Source organism: Pseudomonas sp. CCI3.1, from assembly GCF_034313985.1.
Lineage (GTDB): Bacteria > Pseudomonadota > Gammaproteobacteria > Pseudomonadales > Pseudomonadaceae > Aquipseudomonas > Aquipseudomonas psychrophila.
The window spans coordinates 2,300,208-2,317,166 of the sequence record NZ_JAVIWO010000001.1 but is presented as its reverse complement, the minus strand read 5'-3'; the positions used below and the strand labels follow the sequence as shown (position 1 = coordinate 2,317,166).

Genomic DNA, 16,959 nt, shown 5'->3' with positions numbered 1-16,959 from the left:
GGCGGATCAACTGCAGGCGGGAAGGGCAGAAGGGCGGTAGAATCCCCCCTCTTTAGTTATCCACAGATGGCCGACCCTTGTTGAACGAGTCCCGCCGCCGCGCTTTTTTAACTGCCATGCAAGTGGTCAGTTGGTTGCCGCGCACCGAACTGCCGTTTGCCGCACCTTCGCGGCCAGAGCTGCTGGTACTTCCTGAACCACCCGCCGAGCCAGTCATCACGCGGCCTGTGGTCAAGGCTGCGGTCGCACCGGGCAAACCTGCTGAGCGTCCAAAAATCGAAGTGCCCCGGCCTTCGGTCAGCCGGCCTGTCAGCAAACCTGTGATTGAAGCCGAATCGGCGCCCGTACCGGCCAAGGTCGTGCAACTGCCACCGCCACGTTTTGCCTTGCAGTTGCTGCGTGCCGGGCGATGCCTGGTGCTGGTGGAGTTACCCACAGGCAGTGCATTCCAGAGTCGTGACCCGGCCTATTTATTGTTGAAGGACATGCTGCGCGCAGCCGGGCTGCCCGATAGCCCGCAGATCATTGGCGAGCCGGTGCGTTGGCCGTTGCTGCGCCGTGGCAATGTCGATCAGGGGCCTGAGGCCGCACGTGAGTTCGTACAGGGTTTTGTCATGGCCCGCCTCGAAGAGGCCGAATGTGCATGCTTGTGGCTGATAGGCCTGCCGGCCGTGCGCTTTGCTGGTGAGACCGATGCACACGCGTTCAACAGCCAACTCCAAATCGAAGGGCTGGGCTGCGCATGGGCGTTGCCGGGCCTTGAACTCTTAATGGATGAGCCACAACGCAAAGCGGAAGTGTGGCAAGCCATGCGCCAGCTAATGGCGCGCTGGAAACAAAACGATGAGTGATGCCGTAACTTTCCGCCCGATGACCGAAGCGGACCTTGATGCCGTACTGAAAATTGAATATGCCGCCTTCAGCCATCCCTGGACCCGCGGTATTTTTCTCGACGGCCTGGGCAAGTACCACATCTGGCTGATGTTTGAAGGTGAGCAGCAAGTAGGGCATGGCGTGGTGCAAATCATCCTCGACGAAGCTCATTTGCTGAACATCACCGTCAAGCCCGAGAGCCAGGGCCGTGGCCTGGGGCTCAAACTGCTCGAGCACCTGATGTCGATTGCCTACAAACATGAGGCGCGCGAGTGCTTCCTCGAACTGCGCGACAGCAACACGGCGGCGTTCAAGTTATACGAGCGCTACGGCTTCAACGAAATCGGCCGCCGCCGCGACTACTACCCTGCGGTAGGGGGTCGTGAAGATGCGGTGGTGATGGCCTGCACCCTGGTCGACTGACGGCGAAAAGTCGTTATGTGGGAGCGGGCTTGCTCGCGATGCAGGCGCTGCGGTTTATCAGGCAAACCGTGTTGATCCGATCGCGAGCAAGCCCGCTCCCACAGGGTTTACCGTTCAACGCTTGCGTCCCACCGGATCGATTTCTGCCATTTCTGCCTCGTCCAGCCCTTTTCCCGCACCGATGTCGTTTTCATCGACCAGGCTCAGATCCCAATCAGCAGCACCGTTTGGGCTCTGGGCGGCTTCCTTGGCATCGCGGGCACCGTCTTCGCGGATGAGCATCTCCTGCTCAAGATCGTCTTCATTCAAACCCAACTCCAGCTCATCATCCAGGACCGCCCTGTGTTTGACTTTTTCATCGTCGATAAACAGATCACTGATGGGCTCGTACGTGTCGTCATCATCAAAATTCAGTGGCTCGACTGAGCCCATGGCGTCTTCTATATCGTCTATAGGCGCGGGTTGCGGTGCCCCGTAAGGGCGGCGTGAATCAGTCATGGTAATTCCTCATAATATGGGGCCTTAATACGATGACTGTAGCCATTGTTGAAGATTCCACCCGGCCGACCGCCGGAATGACATTGATGTTCTACGTGACCCCGACTGCGGGTCGGTTGTCAAAGCAGCGCATCAACTCTTGAGGCTTCACAGCATGAACGAACTACAAGATCTGATTGATAACAACGAGCGCTGGGCCGATGCGATCAAGCAGGAAGATCCTGACTTCTTCGCCAAGCTGGCTCGCCAGCAAACGCCTGAATACCTGTGGATTGGTTGTTCGGATGCCCGTGTACCGGCCAACGAAATTGTCGGCATGTTGCCCGGCGATCTCTTTGTGCACCGTAACGTGGCCAATGTTGTGCTGCACACTGACTTGAACTGTCTGTCAGTGATCCAGTACGCGGTCGATGTGTTGAAGGTCAAACACATTCTGGTCACCGGCCACTATGGCTGTGGCGGCGTACGCGCCTCCATGAAGGACCAGCAACTGGGCCTGATCGATGGTTGGCTGCGTTCCATTCGCGACCTGTATTACGAAAATCGCGAAGTGCTGGCGTTGCTGCCAACCGAGGAAGAGCGGGTAGACCGTTTGTGCGAGTTGAACGTGATCCAGCAAGTGGCCAACGTGGGTCACACCAACATTGTGCAAAATGCCTGGCATCGCGGGCAGAAGCTGTCGGTTCACGGCTGTATTTACGGGATCAAGGACGGTCGCTGGAAGAGCCTGAACACCACCATCAGTGGTCTTGACCAGTTGCCGCCGCAGTATCGTCTGCGTCCACTGGGCTCGATCTGAGGTTGCATGCATAACCCGTGGGAGCGGGCTTGCTCGCGTGGTATCGACGCGGTTTTCCTGCATTACCGCGCCGCCTGAATCGCGAGCAAGCCCGCTCCCACATTTAGTTGCGGGTTCGCTTACGGCATCACTGGCGGCGTATACGTAAGGGTAGTCCCCAGCGCCCACAGCAAAAACAGCACCAGCGGCGTGTGCACCAGCAACTGCACAAACGAAAAGCCGATCAAATCCCGCGCTTTGAGTCCCAGCACGCCCAACAGTGGCAGCATGTAAAACGGATTGATCAGGTTCGGCAGCGCTTCGGCGGCGTTGTAAATCTGTACAGCCCAACCCAGGTGGTACTCCAGATCATTGGCCACTTGCATCACATAGGGCGCTTCGATAATCCACTTGCCGCCGCCCGACGGAATGAAAAACCCCAGAATCGCCGAATACACGCCCATCAGTAATGCATAGGTATCGTGGGATGCGATCTGTACGAAAAACGTCGAAATGTGATGGGCCAGGGTTTGCCCGTCAGTTCCCTTGACCACTGTCATCAGCGCCGCAATCGAACCGTACAGCGGGAACTGAATCATCACCCCGGTGGTGGTCGGCACGGCGCTGGTCACGGCATTCAGAAAACTGCGCGGACGCCAGTGCAGCAGAGCCCCGAGCATCAAAAACAGAAAGTTGTAAGTGTTGAGCCCGGAGATGGCGCTGATCGCAGGTTTGGTTGAAAACTCATGGAACAACCAGCCCGCTGCCAGCAGTACCAGCAAAATGGTCAACAGCGGGCTGTATTCCAGCCACTCGCCGGGACGTGTGCGCGGGGGCAACTTTGGCGAACTGAAACTTGGATCAATGCCGCAGGCCGCAGCATCACGGGCTGACTCAGGGCCTGGCGCTGTGGCGTAGGCCACGATGAGCGACACCACCACCAGGGCCGCCAGCAAAACGCCTGATTGCCAAAGAAAGATCGTTTCCGTGAAGGGGATAACCCCCGTGATTGCAAGAATCGACGGTGGCAGGCTGGCCGGGTTGGCCTGTAACTGTGCTGCCGAGGACGACAAACCCAGCGCCCACACCGCGCCAAGCCCCAGGTAGGCCGCAGCCCCGGCGGCGCGATAGTCCATGCGCAGGTTGGTGCGACGTGCCAGCGCCCGCACCAACAAGCCACCAAACACCAGCGACAAGCCCCAGTTAAGCAACGAAGCGACCATTGAAATCAGCGCGACCCAGCACACCGCCTGACGACCGTTTTTCGGTACCTGTGCCAGTTTGTCTATCAGCTTGACGGCGGGCGGCGAACTGGCCACGACATAACCGCCAATGACCACGAAGGCCATTTGCATGGTGAACGGGATCAGGCTCCAGAATCCGTCACCAAACGCCATGGCGGCATCGGTGGGTTTGGCGCCCATAAACATCGTGGCCAGAGCCACCGTGATCACCGCAACAGCGGCGAACACCCACGAGTCGGGGAACCAGCGCTCGGCCCAGTTCGAGCAGCGCAGGGCAAAGCGGGCAGAACGGCTGTCTGCAATCTCAGCGGCCATGGGAAGTACCTCGGTTTTCTTATGATTATGGTGTCGTCAGCAAGGACGACTGACGAGGCACAGTAATTCAATCAGCTGATTTTTCCGATGGGTTTTGCCCCGAGTGACCTGTGCGCGATAAAAATAACCTCAGCTGTCCGAAAAGACGCTGGTGAGGGGTAAACTCTTCCCTTTCCAAAAGGAGTTTCTATGAGTTTTTACCAGCCAGGCATTCTTGCCAAACCTGTGCCTTCACAGGCGCGCTATATGTTTTTCGCCCTCAAGTCAGTAGAAGCATTGCCGGCTGCACTGGACGTTTTGTCTGCGTGGGTGGACGGCAAAAGCGTAGTGGCGGGTCTGGGCTCGCCGCTGGTATTGGCACTTGGCGCGAAAGTCCCGGGCTTGCGCGTGTTTCCGGCACTCAACGCCATGGTTGAAAACCCGTCGACCCAACACGCCCTGTGGTTGTGGTTGCTGGGTGATGATCGCGGTGAGTTGTTGCATCGCAGCCAGGCCATCGAAACGGCGCTGGCGCCTGCCTTCAACCTGCTGCAAGTGACCGAAGGCTTCCGCTACGGCTCCGACCGTGACCTGACCGGTTACGAAGACGGCACCGAGAACCCGGTGGATGACGCGGCTGTCGACGCGGCTATCGTTGCGAACGCTGGCGCAGGGCTGGACGGTGGCAGCTTTGTTGCCATCCAGCAGTGGCAGCACGACCTGAACGGCTTCGCGGCACTGCCGTCCGAAGAGCAGGACAACATCATGGGCCGTCGCATGAGCGACAACGAAGAACTGGACGATGCTCCAGACTCCGCCCACGTCAAACGCACGGCCCAAGAAAGCTTCTCGCCAGAAGCCTTTATCGTGCGCCGCTCCATGCCATGGACAGAAAACGGCAAGTCCGGTCTGATGTTCGTCGCCTTCGGTCGCACCCTGAACGCCTTTGAAGTTCAGCTGCGTCGCATGAGCGGTATGGAAGACGGCATCATCGACGGACTGTATCGCTACAGTCGCCCGCTTAACGGCGGCTATTACTGGTGCCCGCCATTGAAGGACGGGCGGATGGACTTGAGCGCTGTGCGCCCCTGAGGAGGCGACGACTGTTCCCGGTCAAGGTCCCTGTGGGAGCGAGCCTGCTCGCGAATGATCTTCGCGAGCAGGCTCGCTCCCACGCTTGAAGTACCTCTATCGCTACAGCGCTTCAGAATTCAGGAATTGTCTGATTATTTTTTTCATGCCCCAGCCTCAGGCTTGCGGCATGAAATCGACCCCTCAAGCCGCCCGAAAACTCCTCCATTTATTTGCCTTTGGCCTGATCGTAGCGGTCTTTGCGGGTTCGTTCGTTTATTTGCGTTCCGTTTTTAACGAAGAAGTGTCCCAGCGTCGCAGCGTCATGAACGAGGCGGTATTCAAAGCTCAGGATTTTTTCGTCAGTCGTCAGACCTTGCTCAAAAGCCTGGTGCTGGCAACGGTGCCTGATACCGCTCTGTCTCAAGCGCTTGGCAGTGTTGATCCCGAAGAAGAGATCAGTATCAGTCTGGGCAGCGATGCTGGCCATTGGAGCCTGTGGCTGACTCGTCGGATGATGGACTATCTGCACGAGAGCAAAGTCAATCTGCTCTACGTCCCACCAACCGATCAACCCCAGGTGGTACGCCTGTTTGACGCCTCGCCCGACCTCGACCCCCTGCCCAAGGTGGTCTTGAAACGATTGGCCGAGGAGGCTGACAAGGCGTATTCCTTTGATGATGACCTCTGGCTGACAGACAACAAGGTTCTGGATTCCCCGTTCTATTTATTCGCACGACTGGATAGCCGCAACCTGTCTTCCGGCTGGTTGGGCATTGAAGTTGAGGTGCCGGATCTTATTGAGGCATTGCGCAGTGACAGCGCTGGCGACTTCATGTTGCTGGACGGTCAGGGGCAGATCATTTTCACCAATACCGCGCAATCCACCCTGGTGGATTCTTTGCACACCCTGGAGGCCAATAAATCGTTTGGCTTTATTGGTTCAGGGTGGTTTCCCGACAGCTTGGCGATCTGGAAAAAACTGGGTTATTCAGGCTGGCAAATAGTCTATTCCGTGGACATCAAGTCTTTGCTGCCCGTACTGGGCTGGCCATTGGCGGGGTGTGTGCTGTTGTTGATTATCGTCTGTATCGGGCTGCGTTATTTGATTGTGCGCATCGACCGACGCCTGATTACTCCGGGTGAAAACCGCATCCAGGCTCTGATTGAAAGTGAGGCATTCAGTCGCGCTGCGCTGCAGGTCGCGCCGGTCGCCTTGTGCGTCATTCGCCGCACAGACGGCACGGTGGTGCTGGAAAACTCGCTTTCTCAACAGTGGCTAGGTAGCAGCAGTGAGCGTGGGAAGTTGTGTCATGGCTGGATTCACCGGGCTTTCGATGAGCCCGACACGCGCAACAGTGATGAAATTGAAATGGAAGATGGTCGTCTTCTGTACCTCGCGTTTGCCCCCACACGTTACAAAAGTGAAGACGTGCTGATTTGTGCGTTCAGCGACATTAGTGCGCGCAAACAAATTGAGGTGACGTTGGAGCGTGCCCGGCAGTTGGCTGATCGGGCCAATGAAGCCAAGACCTTATTTCTGGCGACCATGAGCCATGAAATTCGCACACCTTTGTATGGCGTTTTAGGCACCCTTGAATTGCTGGCGCGAACCGATCTCAACGATCAGCAGAACAACTATTTAAAAGCCATCGAGCGCTCTTCCGGCAATTTATTGCAGTTGATCTGCGACGTGCTGGATGTGTCGCGCATTGAGGCGGGCCAATTGCAGCTGGAACTCAACACCTTCAGTCCGATGGAATTGATAGAGGAGGTTGTTCAGGGCTACAGCGGTGCTGCTCAGGCCAAGGGCCTGCAATTGTTTGCCCTGATTGATTCGACCGTGCCCGAGTGGCTCAGTGGCGATGTCTCACGTATCCGCCAGATCCTGAACAACCTGCTCAACAACGCCCTCAAGTTCACCGACTACGGAAAAGTCGTGCTGCGCCTGAAAATGGACAGCCGCAACGATGAGCGGGTCATGTTGCACTGGCAGGTTTCGGATACCGGTAAAGGTATTGCCCATGAAGAACAGTCCCACTTGTTCGAGCCCTTTTATCAAGTTGAGTCTTCGAAACACGTGGTCGCGGGTACCGGATTGGGTCTGTCCATCTGCAAGCGCCTCATGCACTTGATGAACGGCACCATGCGGTTGGTCAGCGAGCCGGGCCTGGGCAGTAGTTTCACCCTGCATTTACCCTTGGTTCAGGTCATGGCCCCCTCGCGCTTAGGCGCACTCGGCGAGTTGTCTTCCAGCATTGTTTATGTGGTTTCACCACTGCGTGAACTGGCTGAATCTTACTGCGCCTGGTTACAGCGTTGGGGCGCCCGGCCTCATTTGGGAGCGCCCAAGCAGGGTGAAGCCGGTGACGATACAGTTTTGCTGGAGCTGCACCCGGGCGCTGTCCGGCAACTGCTGGAACCCGTTTGGGCGGGACCGCGGGTGGTGGCCGCCAGCGACAACTCGCAGCCGCTTACGATTGAAAGCCCTTGCTGGCGCGCCGACCTCAATAGCTTGCAGGACGTATACCGGGCCTTGTGTGAGGCTCAGGGTATGCGTGCAGGGACTCATTTAAAGGCCGGAGTGGCCAAGGTTGAACTCAATCTTGGATTAAATATTCTGGTGGCTGAAGACAACGTCATCAATCAGCTGATTTTGCGTGATCAGCTCCAGGAACTGGGCTGCACCGTGACATTGGCCAGTGATGGTCTGGAGGCCCTTGAACTCTTTCAGCAAGGGGCATTCGACCTGGTTTTAACTGACGTCAACATGCCAAGAATGAACGGTTATGAGCTGGCTACCAGGTTGCGGGCGATGAATATCACTCAGCCGATTATCGGTGCAACGGCCAAGGCCATGCCTGATGACTCCGAGCGTTGCCTGAGCGCCGGGATGAATCACTGTTTGATCAAGCCTTTTACGCTGCACACCCTATACAACTGTCTTCAGCACTTTTAAAGGAGGGTCCAGTGAATCCCTATCGTGTACTGGTCGTTGAGGATCATCCCTTTCAGCATGAGTATTTACTGAATGTATTCAATGAAGTGGGGGGCTTCACAGTTGACACCGTTTGGGACGGCGATGGTGCCTTGCAATGTCTGGCTCGCAACGACTATGACCTGTTGCTCAGCGATTTGCTGATGCCAGGCATGGATGGCGTGCAGTTGATCCAGAAGATCGCTGCTCTGAAAAAAACACCGGCATTGGCACTGATGAGTGCCTCGTCACGTCGAATGTTGATCAGTGCCGGCCTGGCGGCGAAAAACCTGGGTATTTCAGTAGTCGGCCTGATTTCCAAGCCGGTCGAAGTTAATGCGGTTATGCGTTTGAAGGAACGAATGGCTATCTTCCGTCTCAACGGCGCCATGCACCCCGCACGGGGCGTAGAGGTCGATCCGCACAGTATCGAGATGGCCATGGACAACGGCCAGATCCAGGCGTGGTTCCAGCCCAAGAAGTCTCTGCGCAACGGTAATATTCTCAGCGCTGAAGCGTTGGTCCGCTGGGCACATCCCGAGGTCGGACTATTACTGCCCAAGGATTTTCTTTCACTCTTGATCAATCAGGGGCTGGAGGAAAGGCTACTGTGGTTAATGCTGGAACAAACGCTGCAAGCACAAAGACAGTGGAGAGAGCAGGGTTGGGATATTCCGGTTTCAATCAACTTGCCCACCCATTTGCTGGATAGCCATGATCTGGCTGACCGCTTGCGCGATTACGTGATGGCCGATGGCGGTGAGCCGCGCAGCATCGTGTTTGAACTGATGGAGAGCTCAACCACAGAGGAACTCAGTAACTACTACGCTGGCGCCTGTCGCTTGCGCATGATGGGCTTTGGTTTGGCCCAGGATGACTTCGGCAAAGGGTTCAGTTCCTATTTCAACCTGGTCTCAACACCCTTCAGCGAACTCAAGATTGACCGTTCGCTGGTGCATGGCTGTGTTGAAAATGAAAACTTGGCCTCTGCACTGCGCAGCCTCGTGGAGCTAAGCCGAAAGCTGGGCCTGACGGTCGTCGCCGAAGGTGTCGAGACGCAGGCAGAACTTGCATTCTTGCGTAGTATTGAGTGTGATCAGGCTCAGGGATTCCTGATTTGCGGCGCCGTGTCATGCACAGATTTTGAAACCCTTCTGCTCGAAGATAGCTCCAAACCATCACGGGGATAGCTCCAGCCACGACTTATCGGCATCCCCCTTTTCGGTTGTGCATAACCGCTTTAGTGGCGTCATCAATATGGAGTCAGGTAATGCGCGAATTAAAGGTTGTGATTGCCGACGATCACCCGGTAGTACTGGTGGGGCTTCGGGAAGTGATTCAACGCGATAAGTGTTTCACTCTTGTCGGCGAAGCCTTGAGTTCTTCTCAGTTGGTGGAACAGTTGAGGTTGCATCAACCAGCCTTGTTGATTACCGACTTCAACATGCCCGGCGATGAGACCTATGGCGATGGACTGCAACTCATCGAGTACCTCATCGAACATTTCCCTGAGGTGAAAATCCTTGTGCTGACGATGGAGAGTAATCAGCTGATTATTTCGCGCCTGCTGGAAATGGGCGTGGCGGGAGTGATTGCAAAAAATCATATCTATCAAGAAATAGGTAAAGCACTTAGTTCCCTGGCCAGCGGTAGGTCCTATACCCGGACATCGACCCCGAACACGTCAGTGATAACCAACCCCAAAGTCATTGATGAGCGTTTCTCCACACTGTCGCCCCGTGAGGTTGAAGTGCTACGGCTATTTGTTGCCGGCAACAGCGTGGGGGATATCGCCCGTCAGTTGAATCGAAGTGTCAAAACAGTCAGCACCCATAAAGTAGCTGCGATGCATAAGCTGGAAGTGATTAATGACCATGCTTTACTCACGTATTGCATCAAGGCTGACCTGTGGAACGTGTAGTCACTGCTCTGGCATGAGGCTACGATCCCGATCCGATCTCGTGCCTCGTCAGTGATTACTCAGCAAGTTGGAGTTAAGTAAGCCATGCCGCAAATGAAAGTCCTATTGGCCGACGATCACCCGATTGTATTGATGGGCGTGCGTGAAATCATCGAGCGCGACCCGCGATTCAAGGTTGTGGGAGAGGCAATGAGTCCCTCCCAACTAATCGAAAAGATTTCGCTGCTACGTCCTGATGTGATTATTACGGACTACAACATGCCGGGTGACGATCAATACGGCGATGGCTCGCGTCTGGTCGAATACCTGCGCCGGCATTTTCCCGAGCCTCGGGTGATCGTTCTGACAGTGATTTCCAATCCGCAGGTTTTGACCTGGTTATATGAATTGGGCATCAGCGGGGTCATTTCCAAAAGCTCCGGTCTGGAGCAAATTTTGGTCGCACTGGATGCGTTCTATCGTGAGGGGCACTACCAGCAAGACATGCCCGACTGCACGTCGAGTGACAACGTAGATGATGTCACGCAAAGGCTCAGTCAATTAACCGTCAAGGAATTTGAAGTCTTGCGACTGTTCGCTTCTGGCATGGGGGTCGGGGAAGTTGCGCAAAGCCTGAACCGCAGTATTAAAACGATCAGCACCCTGAAGATTTCAGCAATGCGCAAGCTGGATGTCGACAATGATCAGGCGTTGCTGATTCTGTGTCTCAAAGCCAATCTGTTTGCCTGATCGGCCGGATTTACAGGTAGATCATTTCCATCAGTAGCGTTGAAGTGTAGCTCCCGGCTGCGGGCATCTGACTCCCGATCCTGACTGGGCGGACAGAGAGTTTGAGCATCAGCAGTGTGTCTTCAACAGCAAAAGCATGTTGTTCGCCCAGCTTCAAATCCACCACTTTGGCTGCGCTGGTCATGTCACTCAGACGGGTTTTCAACCCGAGTCTGTCGAGGGTGGTGCGCAGGGTATTACTGTCAAATGAACCATTGCCTGCAGTAAAGCGCAGCAGCACCTGGCTGCCTTTGAGGCATTTAAAGTTCAAGTCCACATCGGTCCAGTCAGAACTGTCTGCGCTTAACGCACTCAGACTCGCCTTGGGAATATCAACACTCTGCGACGCCGGGAAACTGGCGGTGCAGGGCGGCTTTATCAGAGTGCCAGTGATATCGAGTTGGCTTGCGTCCTCGGCGGCATACACTGTGCTGCCGCACAGCGTTACGCTCGCCAGCAATGCTGCAATCAGGTTCCCTTTGGCCTGCCTGAACATCTCACAGATACTCGAGGGTGATGACTGACGACCCGGTAAAAGTACCCTCGGTCTGTGCGGTGATCGCATACAGCTTGGCCGTCAAACCCAGGTTTACGGCGCCGCTTTGATTGGTCAGGTTGCGTTTCGTCCCAGTGACGTTAGCCGCGGTGCCGTCACTTTTCCACGTCAATGTATACACAAGGTTTGCCTTTGTTGTGCTCGCATAGGTGGTCGAGCTTTGATAGACGCCCGAAGCTTTGATGCTGACGTTCAGTGACGAGTTGGCCGGGCAGTTCAGGGTGACCGGGATATCGACGGCACTGGCTGTGTTTATCTGGTCAGTACGGATGCTGCCAAAGTTGGCCGTCAAAGTTTTGCTGCTGGTCAGGGAGCAAGGCGCTCGTGTCAGGGTGCCACTGACGTTGATGGTGACGGTGTCGTCTGCATACGAAGAGGTGCACGCTAGGCCAGTGAGAAGGGCTGCAGCCATTGATAAGCGCAAGTTCATGATCGGTTCCTGTGGTTGATCAGAGATAGTTGATGTTGAGGGTGTATTGGCTGGTGAAACTTCCAGTAGGTGAAACACTGGTATTCAGACTCGGCCGGAAACCTAGGCGAATCGTATTGGTGCCTGTCGTCAGGTTGAGCGTGCGCGGGCTGTTGAACGTTACTGCGGTGTTGTTATCGGCCCAGGTGGAGGCCATCGACAGCCCGGCCAAGGTGGTCGCCGAAACCCCGGGCCTGCCACTGACAGCGCTTTGGGTAGGGACCAGGGTGGCGGTTGCCTGGGTGCCGCGGGTGCAGTTAAGCGTGATATTGGCAAGTTGCTGGGAGGTCGCGAAGTCGTTGCTGTTCAGGGTGCCGAAGTTAAGGTTCTGTGTGCTGTTCGAGCCCATGGTGCAGGCGGGGCTGATAATCCTGAATTTAAGCGTCAGGGTTTGAATTTTGTCGACATAGGCTTCATAGCCTCTGATGGAGGTACTCGTCAGCGCAAAGGTTATCGAGTAATTGCCAGGCCTATTCACACCGGAGGGCATGTAAAACAGCACGTTGTAGGGCGCGATAGTACCGACGGTCATAGGTTGACAGACACTGCCGTTGGGTGACATGCAAGTAGTTGAGGCGTTACCCCACGGCTGCTCAGGAACGACGCCTCCAGCCGCCGCCCACGCATAAATGGGTAGCCCTGTGTCGACTGTTTCGGTCCAGACCTGGGTGTGTTGCAAAGACGAGCCATAGGGGAAGTTGCGGGTTACTCGGCAACTTCCAGTCATTCTCGCTTCGAAATATTGCCCCGGGGCTAGGTCGCCCAGATTAACCACGCCCGTGGTACCTGAAGGGGTGCACGACAGGTTGTTTTGAACTAAGGCAAAGGCCTGTTGACAGCCAAGGCTGAACAGCAAGCCAAGCAGCAGTAAGCTGCGTTTCACCCAGCTCGAACCGGGTTGCAGGTTTGTTGAGTTATGCATCGGGAGTACCTTGAGTGTCTGCAGGTGCGGCCGACCGGGTATCGCAACTGACCTGCAGTTGTCCGATGCCCGTCTCTGACAGCGTGTAGTTGTTCAGGTCCAGATCCTTGGCACACCACTGGCGTCCGTTGACGTTGATCAGCAGTCGTGACTTTTCAGGTACGCCAGTCAGAAATGCCCGCCCCTTGTCCGCCACCATGGCGTTGCTCAATAAAGTGCCATCAAGTCCATACAGCTGAACCTCGGCAGCAAACGGTGCTGGCTTGCCGTCTTTTGAACTGAGGCTGATTAACAGACGGCGGCCGTTACGTGTTTCGAAGTTGGCCAGTACGAAGGCACCACGATTGGGGGTCACTTCCTGAACCAGTTTTTCAACATCGGTGTTGTCGGATAACGAGTCCGTGTCGAGCGCGACCTTGTTTTTTCTGTAGGGCTGAGCAGAAGAAATAATCGTGTAACCACTGCTGTTGGTTTTCACGCCGCTTTTGGTCAGTACCCCGATATCCCCGGCACCAGGTGTGGCCACGATAATGTTGGTCTCGCCTAAGGGCTGGGTCAGCATCACGGTGTCACGGGTGGCGACGATCGCCCCTTCCACTCCATAGTCCGTCTGACGTGTGTTCTGATCCCTGTTGTAAGACCCGTGCCATATGGCATTGGCCGCGTTGTAACGGGCGGCGACCGAACCACCGAGCAAGCGCTCATCGTCACTGACTTGCTGATTGACGCCCAGGTTGTAAGACAGGGTGTCATTCGGGAAATATGAGCCGCTGTATGTGGCGTTACGGCTGGCATTACCGCTGGAGTCCTGGCTGTTGCTCAGGCCCAGACGGCTGCTGCTGCCAGGATCGCCCAAAGGAATACTGACGCTCAGCGAAACGCTGCGAATGTCATCTGCGACGCCGCTGTTCTGTGCCACGCCCAGGTTGTAGGACGCGCGCCCGACACTGAAGCTGTAGCCTAATTGCACAGAGGTATTGCTCTTGGCCAGGTTCCAGTAATCGGTTTTGGTCAGGTTGGCGTACATGCCGCCATAGGAGCCGAATTGCTGCGATACGTTGGCGGTAAAGCTGCTTTTCATATGGCCGCTCAAGTACGGGGAGTACATCGCACTGTCGGTCAGCGTTTCGTCTACATAGGGTTGGAGCGAGTTGTTGGCGCGCGCGTTGATCGCTTCGTTGAAGCTGTAATAGCCGCTGGTGGAATAGCGGTAGCCAATCAGGCTGAAACTGGTGTCTGTCAGGTCGATCGACTTGGAATATCGAAAGCGATAGGACTGACCCGACAGGGCTTTGGAGTCAGGACCCATGTCGTCGCTGATGGCATGGGTCACGTCCAGCGAAATGGCGCCGAAACCCGCAAAGTCATGGGCAAAACCCGCCAGCACCGAGTGGTACTGCTCGCTGACAATGGTGCCACCGAACAGCGTGGTACCGTCAGTCAGCCCCCGGCGGTAGGTGCCTTGTATAAAGCCCGGCTTTTGCGAATCCAATGCTCCGTCTGCAGGGCGATACTGGCCTGCAGTCACGGCGTAGCTTTGCTGACCTTCGCGCAACATGTAGGGCACGGACGAGAACGACTGGATATACACCTGACGCTCGCCATTGGGGCCTTCAACCGTGACTTCGATATCACCGTTGCCCGAGGTCGAGTAAAGGTCCTTGAGTGCAAACGGGCCGGACGGCACCCACTGTTCGCTGATCACATAGCCGCGCTGGCGTAACGTTACGAGCGAGCGCCCGTTGGCCACGCCACGTACTACAGGCGCGAAGTTGCGCGAGTCATCGGGCAGCATGTCCAGGTCAGAAGCGATGCCCACGCCACGGTACGAGATTGTGTCAAACAGATCGCTGTCGGTTGAGCTTTCACCGACAGTGGCAATGGCCATCATGTTGCCCAGGTCCCGCTGGACGTAGGTGTCCACGGACTTCCAGTTGCCGTCGACGTTGGTGCTCTTCTGCCAGGTCGAGAAGTTTCGAAAGCGCCAGGCACCGCTGTTGAATCCGCTGTGCACACTGCCAAACTGGGATTGACGATTACCGTACTGATTCTCGTAGTTGCTGCCCGAAAAGTTATAGTTGGCAAAGGCTACTTGCTCGCCATCACTCCAGCTTTTACGGCGGGTTGCGAATGGAATGCTGCCGATGAATGCCTGTGGCACTTGCAGGTCAAGGTGTTGTTTATTGAAGTCGTAGTCATAGGTGATACCGGTCAGGTCACCCTGAAAATACACACAATGGTCAGCACTGGTCTCAGCGTTTTTCAGGCGCTCTGGATCAACGCCAAAATCAGTCAGGGCCTGAAGGCTCAAGCAGGGAAACAAACCTGAAGGCGTCGATGGCTGACTCGCCGTTTCGCGGACAAATTGCAAGTCGCGCTGTTCGATATAACGATTGTTCAGTGACAGTTCAACACGATAAATGCCCGGAAGTTGACTACGGCTCATGGCCTTTACTTGCTCGGCTACTTCGGCAGAACTGGTACCGCCACCAATCTCCAGAAAGGAAGAATCGAAGCTGTAGTCTGCGAGGGCTGCAGTCGTTGTGAGACTAAGCGCGCTGAGAGGGAGAAGGCCCCAGTAGTTAATTCGGCGCGCGAACGCGCACATGCGCAATCGCAGCATGAGATGGTTCTTCCAGAAGGCGTGTAGTTCAGTATTCAGCGAGCTAAAACAGGGGTTGCCTTGACCGTACTGCCGTATTCATTGATGTAGCTGAATTCGAGGGTGTCGCTGTTTTTCAACGGGATGTTGGTAGTGACGGAGCTACCGGGCTTGATAACCTCAGGCATGCCTTTGCTGGCACTGTTGTTAATTAACAGTTCGCTGACTACCACGTTATAGCCCGACGGGTTATGCACACTTAAATTACCGCCATCCGCACGCCATTGAAGTCCGTCAACGGCTTGCACCAAAGTGCCTTTCAAATCGGCAGGACGATAGAACAGTTTGATCGTAGTCTTGAGTGCAATCTGCAACACGTTCTGGTTACGTTGCTCTTCACTCAGTGCCGGGATCGCCTTTACATTGAGAAAAAACAGGCTTTCTTTATTGGTCGGCAAGTTTTGTGCGTTGGTCGCAATGACTCGCAAAATGTTCTGGCTATTGGCGTCCAGACGAAACAGCGGCGGCGTGATGATGAACTCATCTGCACTCTCATCCGGCTTGTCGAACGTACTGACCCAGGATTGAACCAGATACGGTACACCGTCGTCACCGGAGTTTGAGAGTGAAAGATTGGCTTCCTTATCCTTGCTTTGATAAATAACCCGCGTAGAGCCCACATTGACGCCCGCTTGAATCTGGGGCAGCCAAAAGACTGCTGCCAGTGTCAAAAAGGCTGCAATTTTTAAACGCATGAAGGGTGTCCTCTGTTTAACGTAACGAATGAGCTCGCGATTCATCGCGAGCTCTTTCGTTTACAAACACGAATTACTTGTAAGTCACGTCGAAGCTAGCCAAGGCGTTAACTTTACCTGTGCCGATAGCGCTCACTTCGTCAACGTCTGCAGCCAGACGTACATAGGAAGCGGTGAAATCGAAGGTGTTGCCTTGAGGGCGCAGTACGTAATCAGAGCTGGCGGTGTTCAGTGCCAGTTTGGAGCCGGTGCGGGCATCGTTGATCTGAATGCCGACGCCAGTGATCTGGTTTTCACCGGTCATGCCCAGTACGGTTGCATCCGTCACGGCTTGTTGACCGCTGAACTTGATCGAGGCGTTTTTCAGGGTTGGACCGCTGCAGTTCTCAAGGGAGATAGAGAACGGAGTGGCGCCGGCTGTTGAGCCAACAGTGCTGGCGAAGTCAGCGATACGAACCTGGCCCATATCAACGGACTTCTTCACGCTTTCGCTGTTGATGGTGCATGGGTTGTCGTTGATGACACCGGTGAATTCAACTTGGCCATCCGCGGCTTGAGCGGTAGCCGCTGCCATGACGATCAGCATCGAAGAACCACAAAGTGCCGTGTATTTGCCTATTTTTTGAAACATTAGGGACGTCCTTTACAAACCGATGAAGTGTGATATCTATTTTAAAAGCCAGCCTGTTAACGGCTTGCCGCAGCAGGTGTTGCAAAGGATGCAACTAAACGTGGAGGAGCCCCATCAGACGATTCCTGTTCGTACGGTCAAGATTAATATCGGGCGCTCAAAGGTGTGTTGTGTGCC

General features: G+C 55.4%; 16 protein-coding genes. 8 read left to right on the top strand and 8 right to left on the bottom strand.

Going from position 1 to position 16,959, the window contains the following annotated elements:
* Window positions 1-77: 77 nt before the first annotated feature.
* Window positions 78-851 (top strand): energy transducer TonB, encoded by a 774-nt coding sequence (locus RGV06_RS10705; RefSeq protein WP_322149973.1) that lies wholly within the window; start codon window positions 78-80, stop codon window positions 849-851.
* Entirely contained in the window at window positions 844-1,296 is a 453-nt protein-coding gene (gene rimI, locus RGV06_RS10700; protein ID WP_019825191.1) for a ribosomal protein S18-alanine N-acetyltransferase, read from the top strand. The genes RGV06_RS10705 and rimI overlap by 8 nt, the downstream gene beginning before the upstream one ends.
* A gap of 114 nt (window positions 1,297-1,410) precedes the next feature.
* Here rimI and RGV06_RS10695 read toward each other — a convergent pair whose 3' ends face one another.
* Entirely contained in the window at window positions 1,411-1,794 is a 384-nt protein-coding gene (locus RGV06_RS10695) for a hypothetical protein (protein WP_037032146.1), read from the bottom strand.
* A gap of 154 nt (window positions 1,795-1,948) precedes the next feature.
* On the opposite strand from RGV06_RS10695, the gene can reads away from it, so the two are divergent.
* Window positions 1,949-2,593, top strand: coding sequence for a carbonate dehydratase (can, locus tag RGV06_RS10690; protein WP_019825187.1), 645 nt, complete (start codon window positions 1,949-1,951; stop codon window positions 2,591-2,593).
* A gap of 119 nt (window positions 2,594-2,712) precedes the next feature.
* Here the strand turns inward: can and RGV06_RS10685 are convergent, their stop codons facing one another.
* A complete protein-coding gene (locus tag RGV06_RS10685) occupies window positions 2,713-4,131 on the bottom strand; it encodes a short-chain fatty acid transporter (protein WP_019825185.1) in 1,419 nt (472 codons plus the stop codon).
* Between the two features lie 189 nt (window positions 4,132-4,320).
* On the opposite strand from RGV06_RS10685, the gene RGV06_RS10680 reads away from it, so the two are divergent.
* From RGV06_RS10680 to RGV06_RS10660, 5 genes are all read left to right on the top strand, one after another.
* Window positions 4,321-5,202, top strand: coding sequence for a Dyp-type peroxidase (locus RGV06_RS10680; RefSeq protein ID WP_322149971.1), 882 nt, complete (start codon window positions 4,321-4,323; stop codon window positions 5,200-5,202).
* A 169-nt stretch (window positions 5,203-5,371) separates the two neighbouring features.
* Window positions 5,372-8,140: an ATP-binding protein gene (locus RGV06_RS10675; protein ID WP_322149970.1), complete on the top strand. Its 2,769-nt coding sequence runs from the start codon at window positions 5,372-5,374 to the stop codon at window positions 8,138-8,140.
* 11 nt (window positions 8,141-8,151) lie between these two features.
* Complete coding sequence (locus tag RGV06_RS10670; protein WP_048351280.1) at window positions 8,152-9,348, top strand: EAL domain-containing protein; 1,197 nt, start codon at window positions 8,152-8,154, stop codon at window positions 9,346-9,348.
* An 80-nt stretch (window positions 9,349-9,428) separates the two neighbouring features.
* A complete protein-coding gene (locus RGV06_RS10665; RefSeq protein ID WP_322149968.1) occupies window positions 9,429-10,079 on the top strand; it encodes a response regulator in 651 nt (216 codons plus the stop codon).
* Between the two features lie 84 nt (window positions 10,080-10,163).
* A complete protein-coding gene (locus tag RGV06_RS10660) occupies window positions 10,164-10,808 on the top strand; it encodes a response regulator (RefSeq protein ID WP_322149966.1) in 645 nt (214 codons plus the stop codon).
* A 10-nt stretch (window positions 10,809-10,818) separates the two neighbouring features.
* On the opposite strand, the gene RGV06_RS10655 is transcribed toward RGV06_RS10660, so the two are convergent.
* The 6 genes from RGV06_RS10655 to RGV06_RS10630 all read right to left on the bottom strand — a co-directional run bounded on the left by RGV06_RS10655 (window position 10,819) and on the right by RGV06_RS10630 (window position 16,782).
* Window positions 10,819-11,343, bottom strand: a complete 525-nt coding sequence (locus tag RGV06_RS10655; protein WP_322149965.1) for a fimbrial protein — start codon at window positions 11,341-11,343, stop codon at window positions 10,819-10,821.
* 1 nt (window position 11,344) lies between these two features.
* Complete coding sequence (locus RGV06_RS10650; protein WP_322149964.1) at window positions 11,345-11,833, bottom strand: fimbrial protein; 489 nt, start codon at window positions 11,831-11,833, stop codon at window positions 11,345-11,347.
* Window positions 11,834-11,852: 19 nt separating this feature from the next.
* Window positions 11,853-12,794 carry a fimbrial protein gene (locus RGV06_RS10645; protein WP_322149963.1) on the bottom strand — a complete coding sequence of 314 codons (942 nt, stop codon included), beginning with the start codon at window positions 12,792-12,794 and terminating at the stop codon, window positions 11,853-11,855.
* Window positions 12,787-15,417, bottom strand: a complete 2,631-nt coding sequence (locus RGV06_RS10640) for a fimbria/pilus outer membrane usher protein (RefSeq protein WP_048351286.1) — start codon at window positions 15,415-15,417, stop codon at window positions 12,787-12,789. Before RGV06_RS10640 ends, RGV06_RS10645 begins: the two co-directional genes overlap by 8 nt.
* 35 nt (window positions 15,418-15,452) lie before the next feature.
* On the bottom strand, window positions 15,453-16,151 hold the full coding sequence (locus RGV06_RS10635) for a molecular chaperone (protein WP_048351501.1): 699 nt from the start codon (window positions 16,149-16,151) through the stop codon (window positions 15,453-15,455).
* A gap of 73 nt (window positions 16,152-16,224) precedes the next feature.
* The gene (locus tag RGV06_RS10630) at window positions 16,225-16,782 is read right to left on the bottom strand and encodes a fimbrial protein (protein WP_048351287.1); all 558 of its coding nucleotides are present in this window, start codon (window positions 16,780-16,782) and stop codon (window positions 16,225-16,227) included.
* Between the last annotated feature and the right edge of the window lie 177 nt (window positions 16,783-16,959).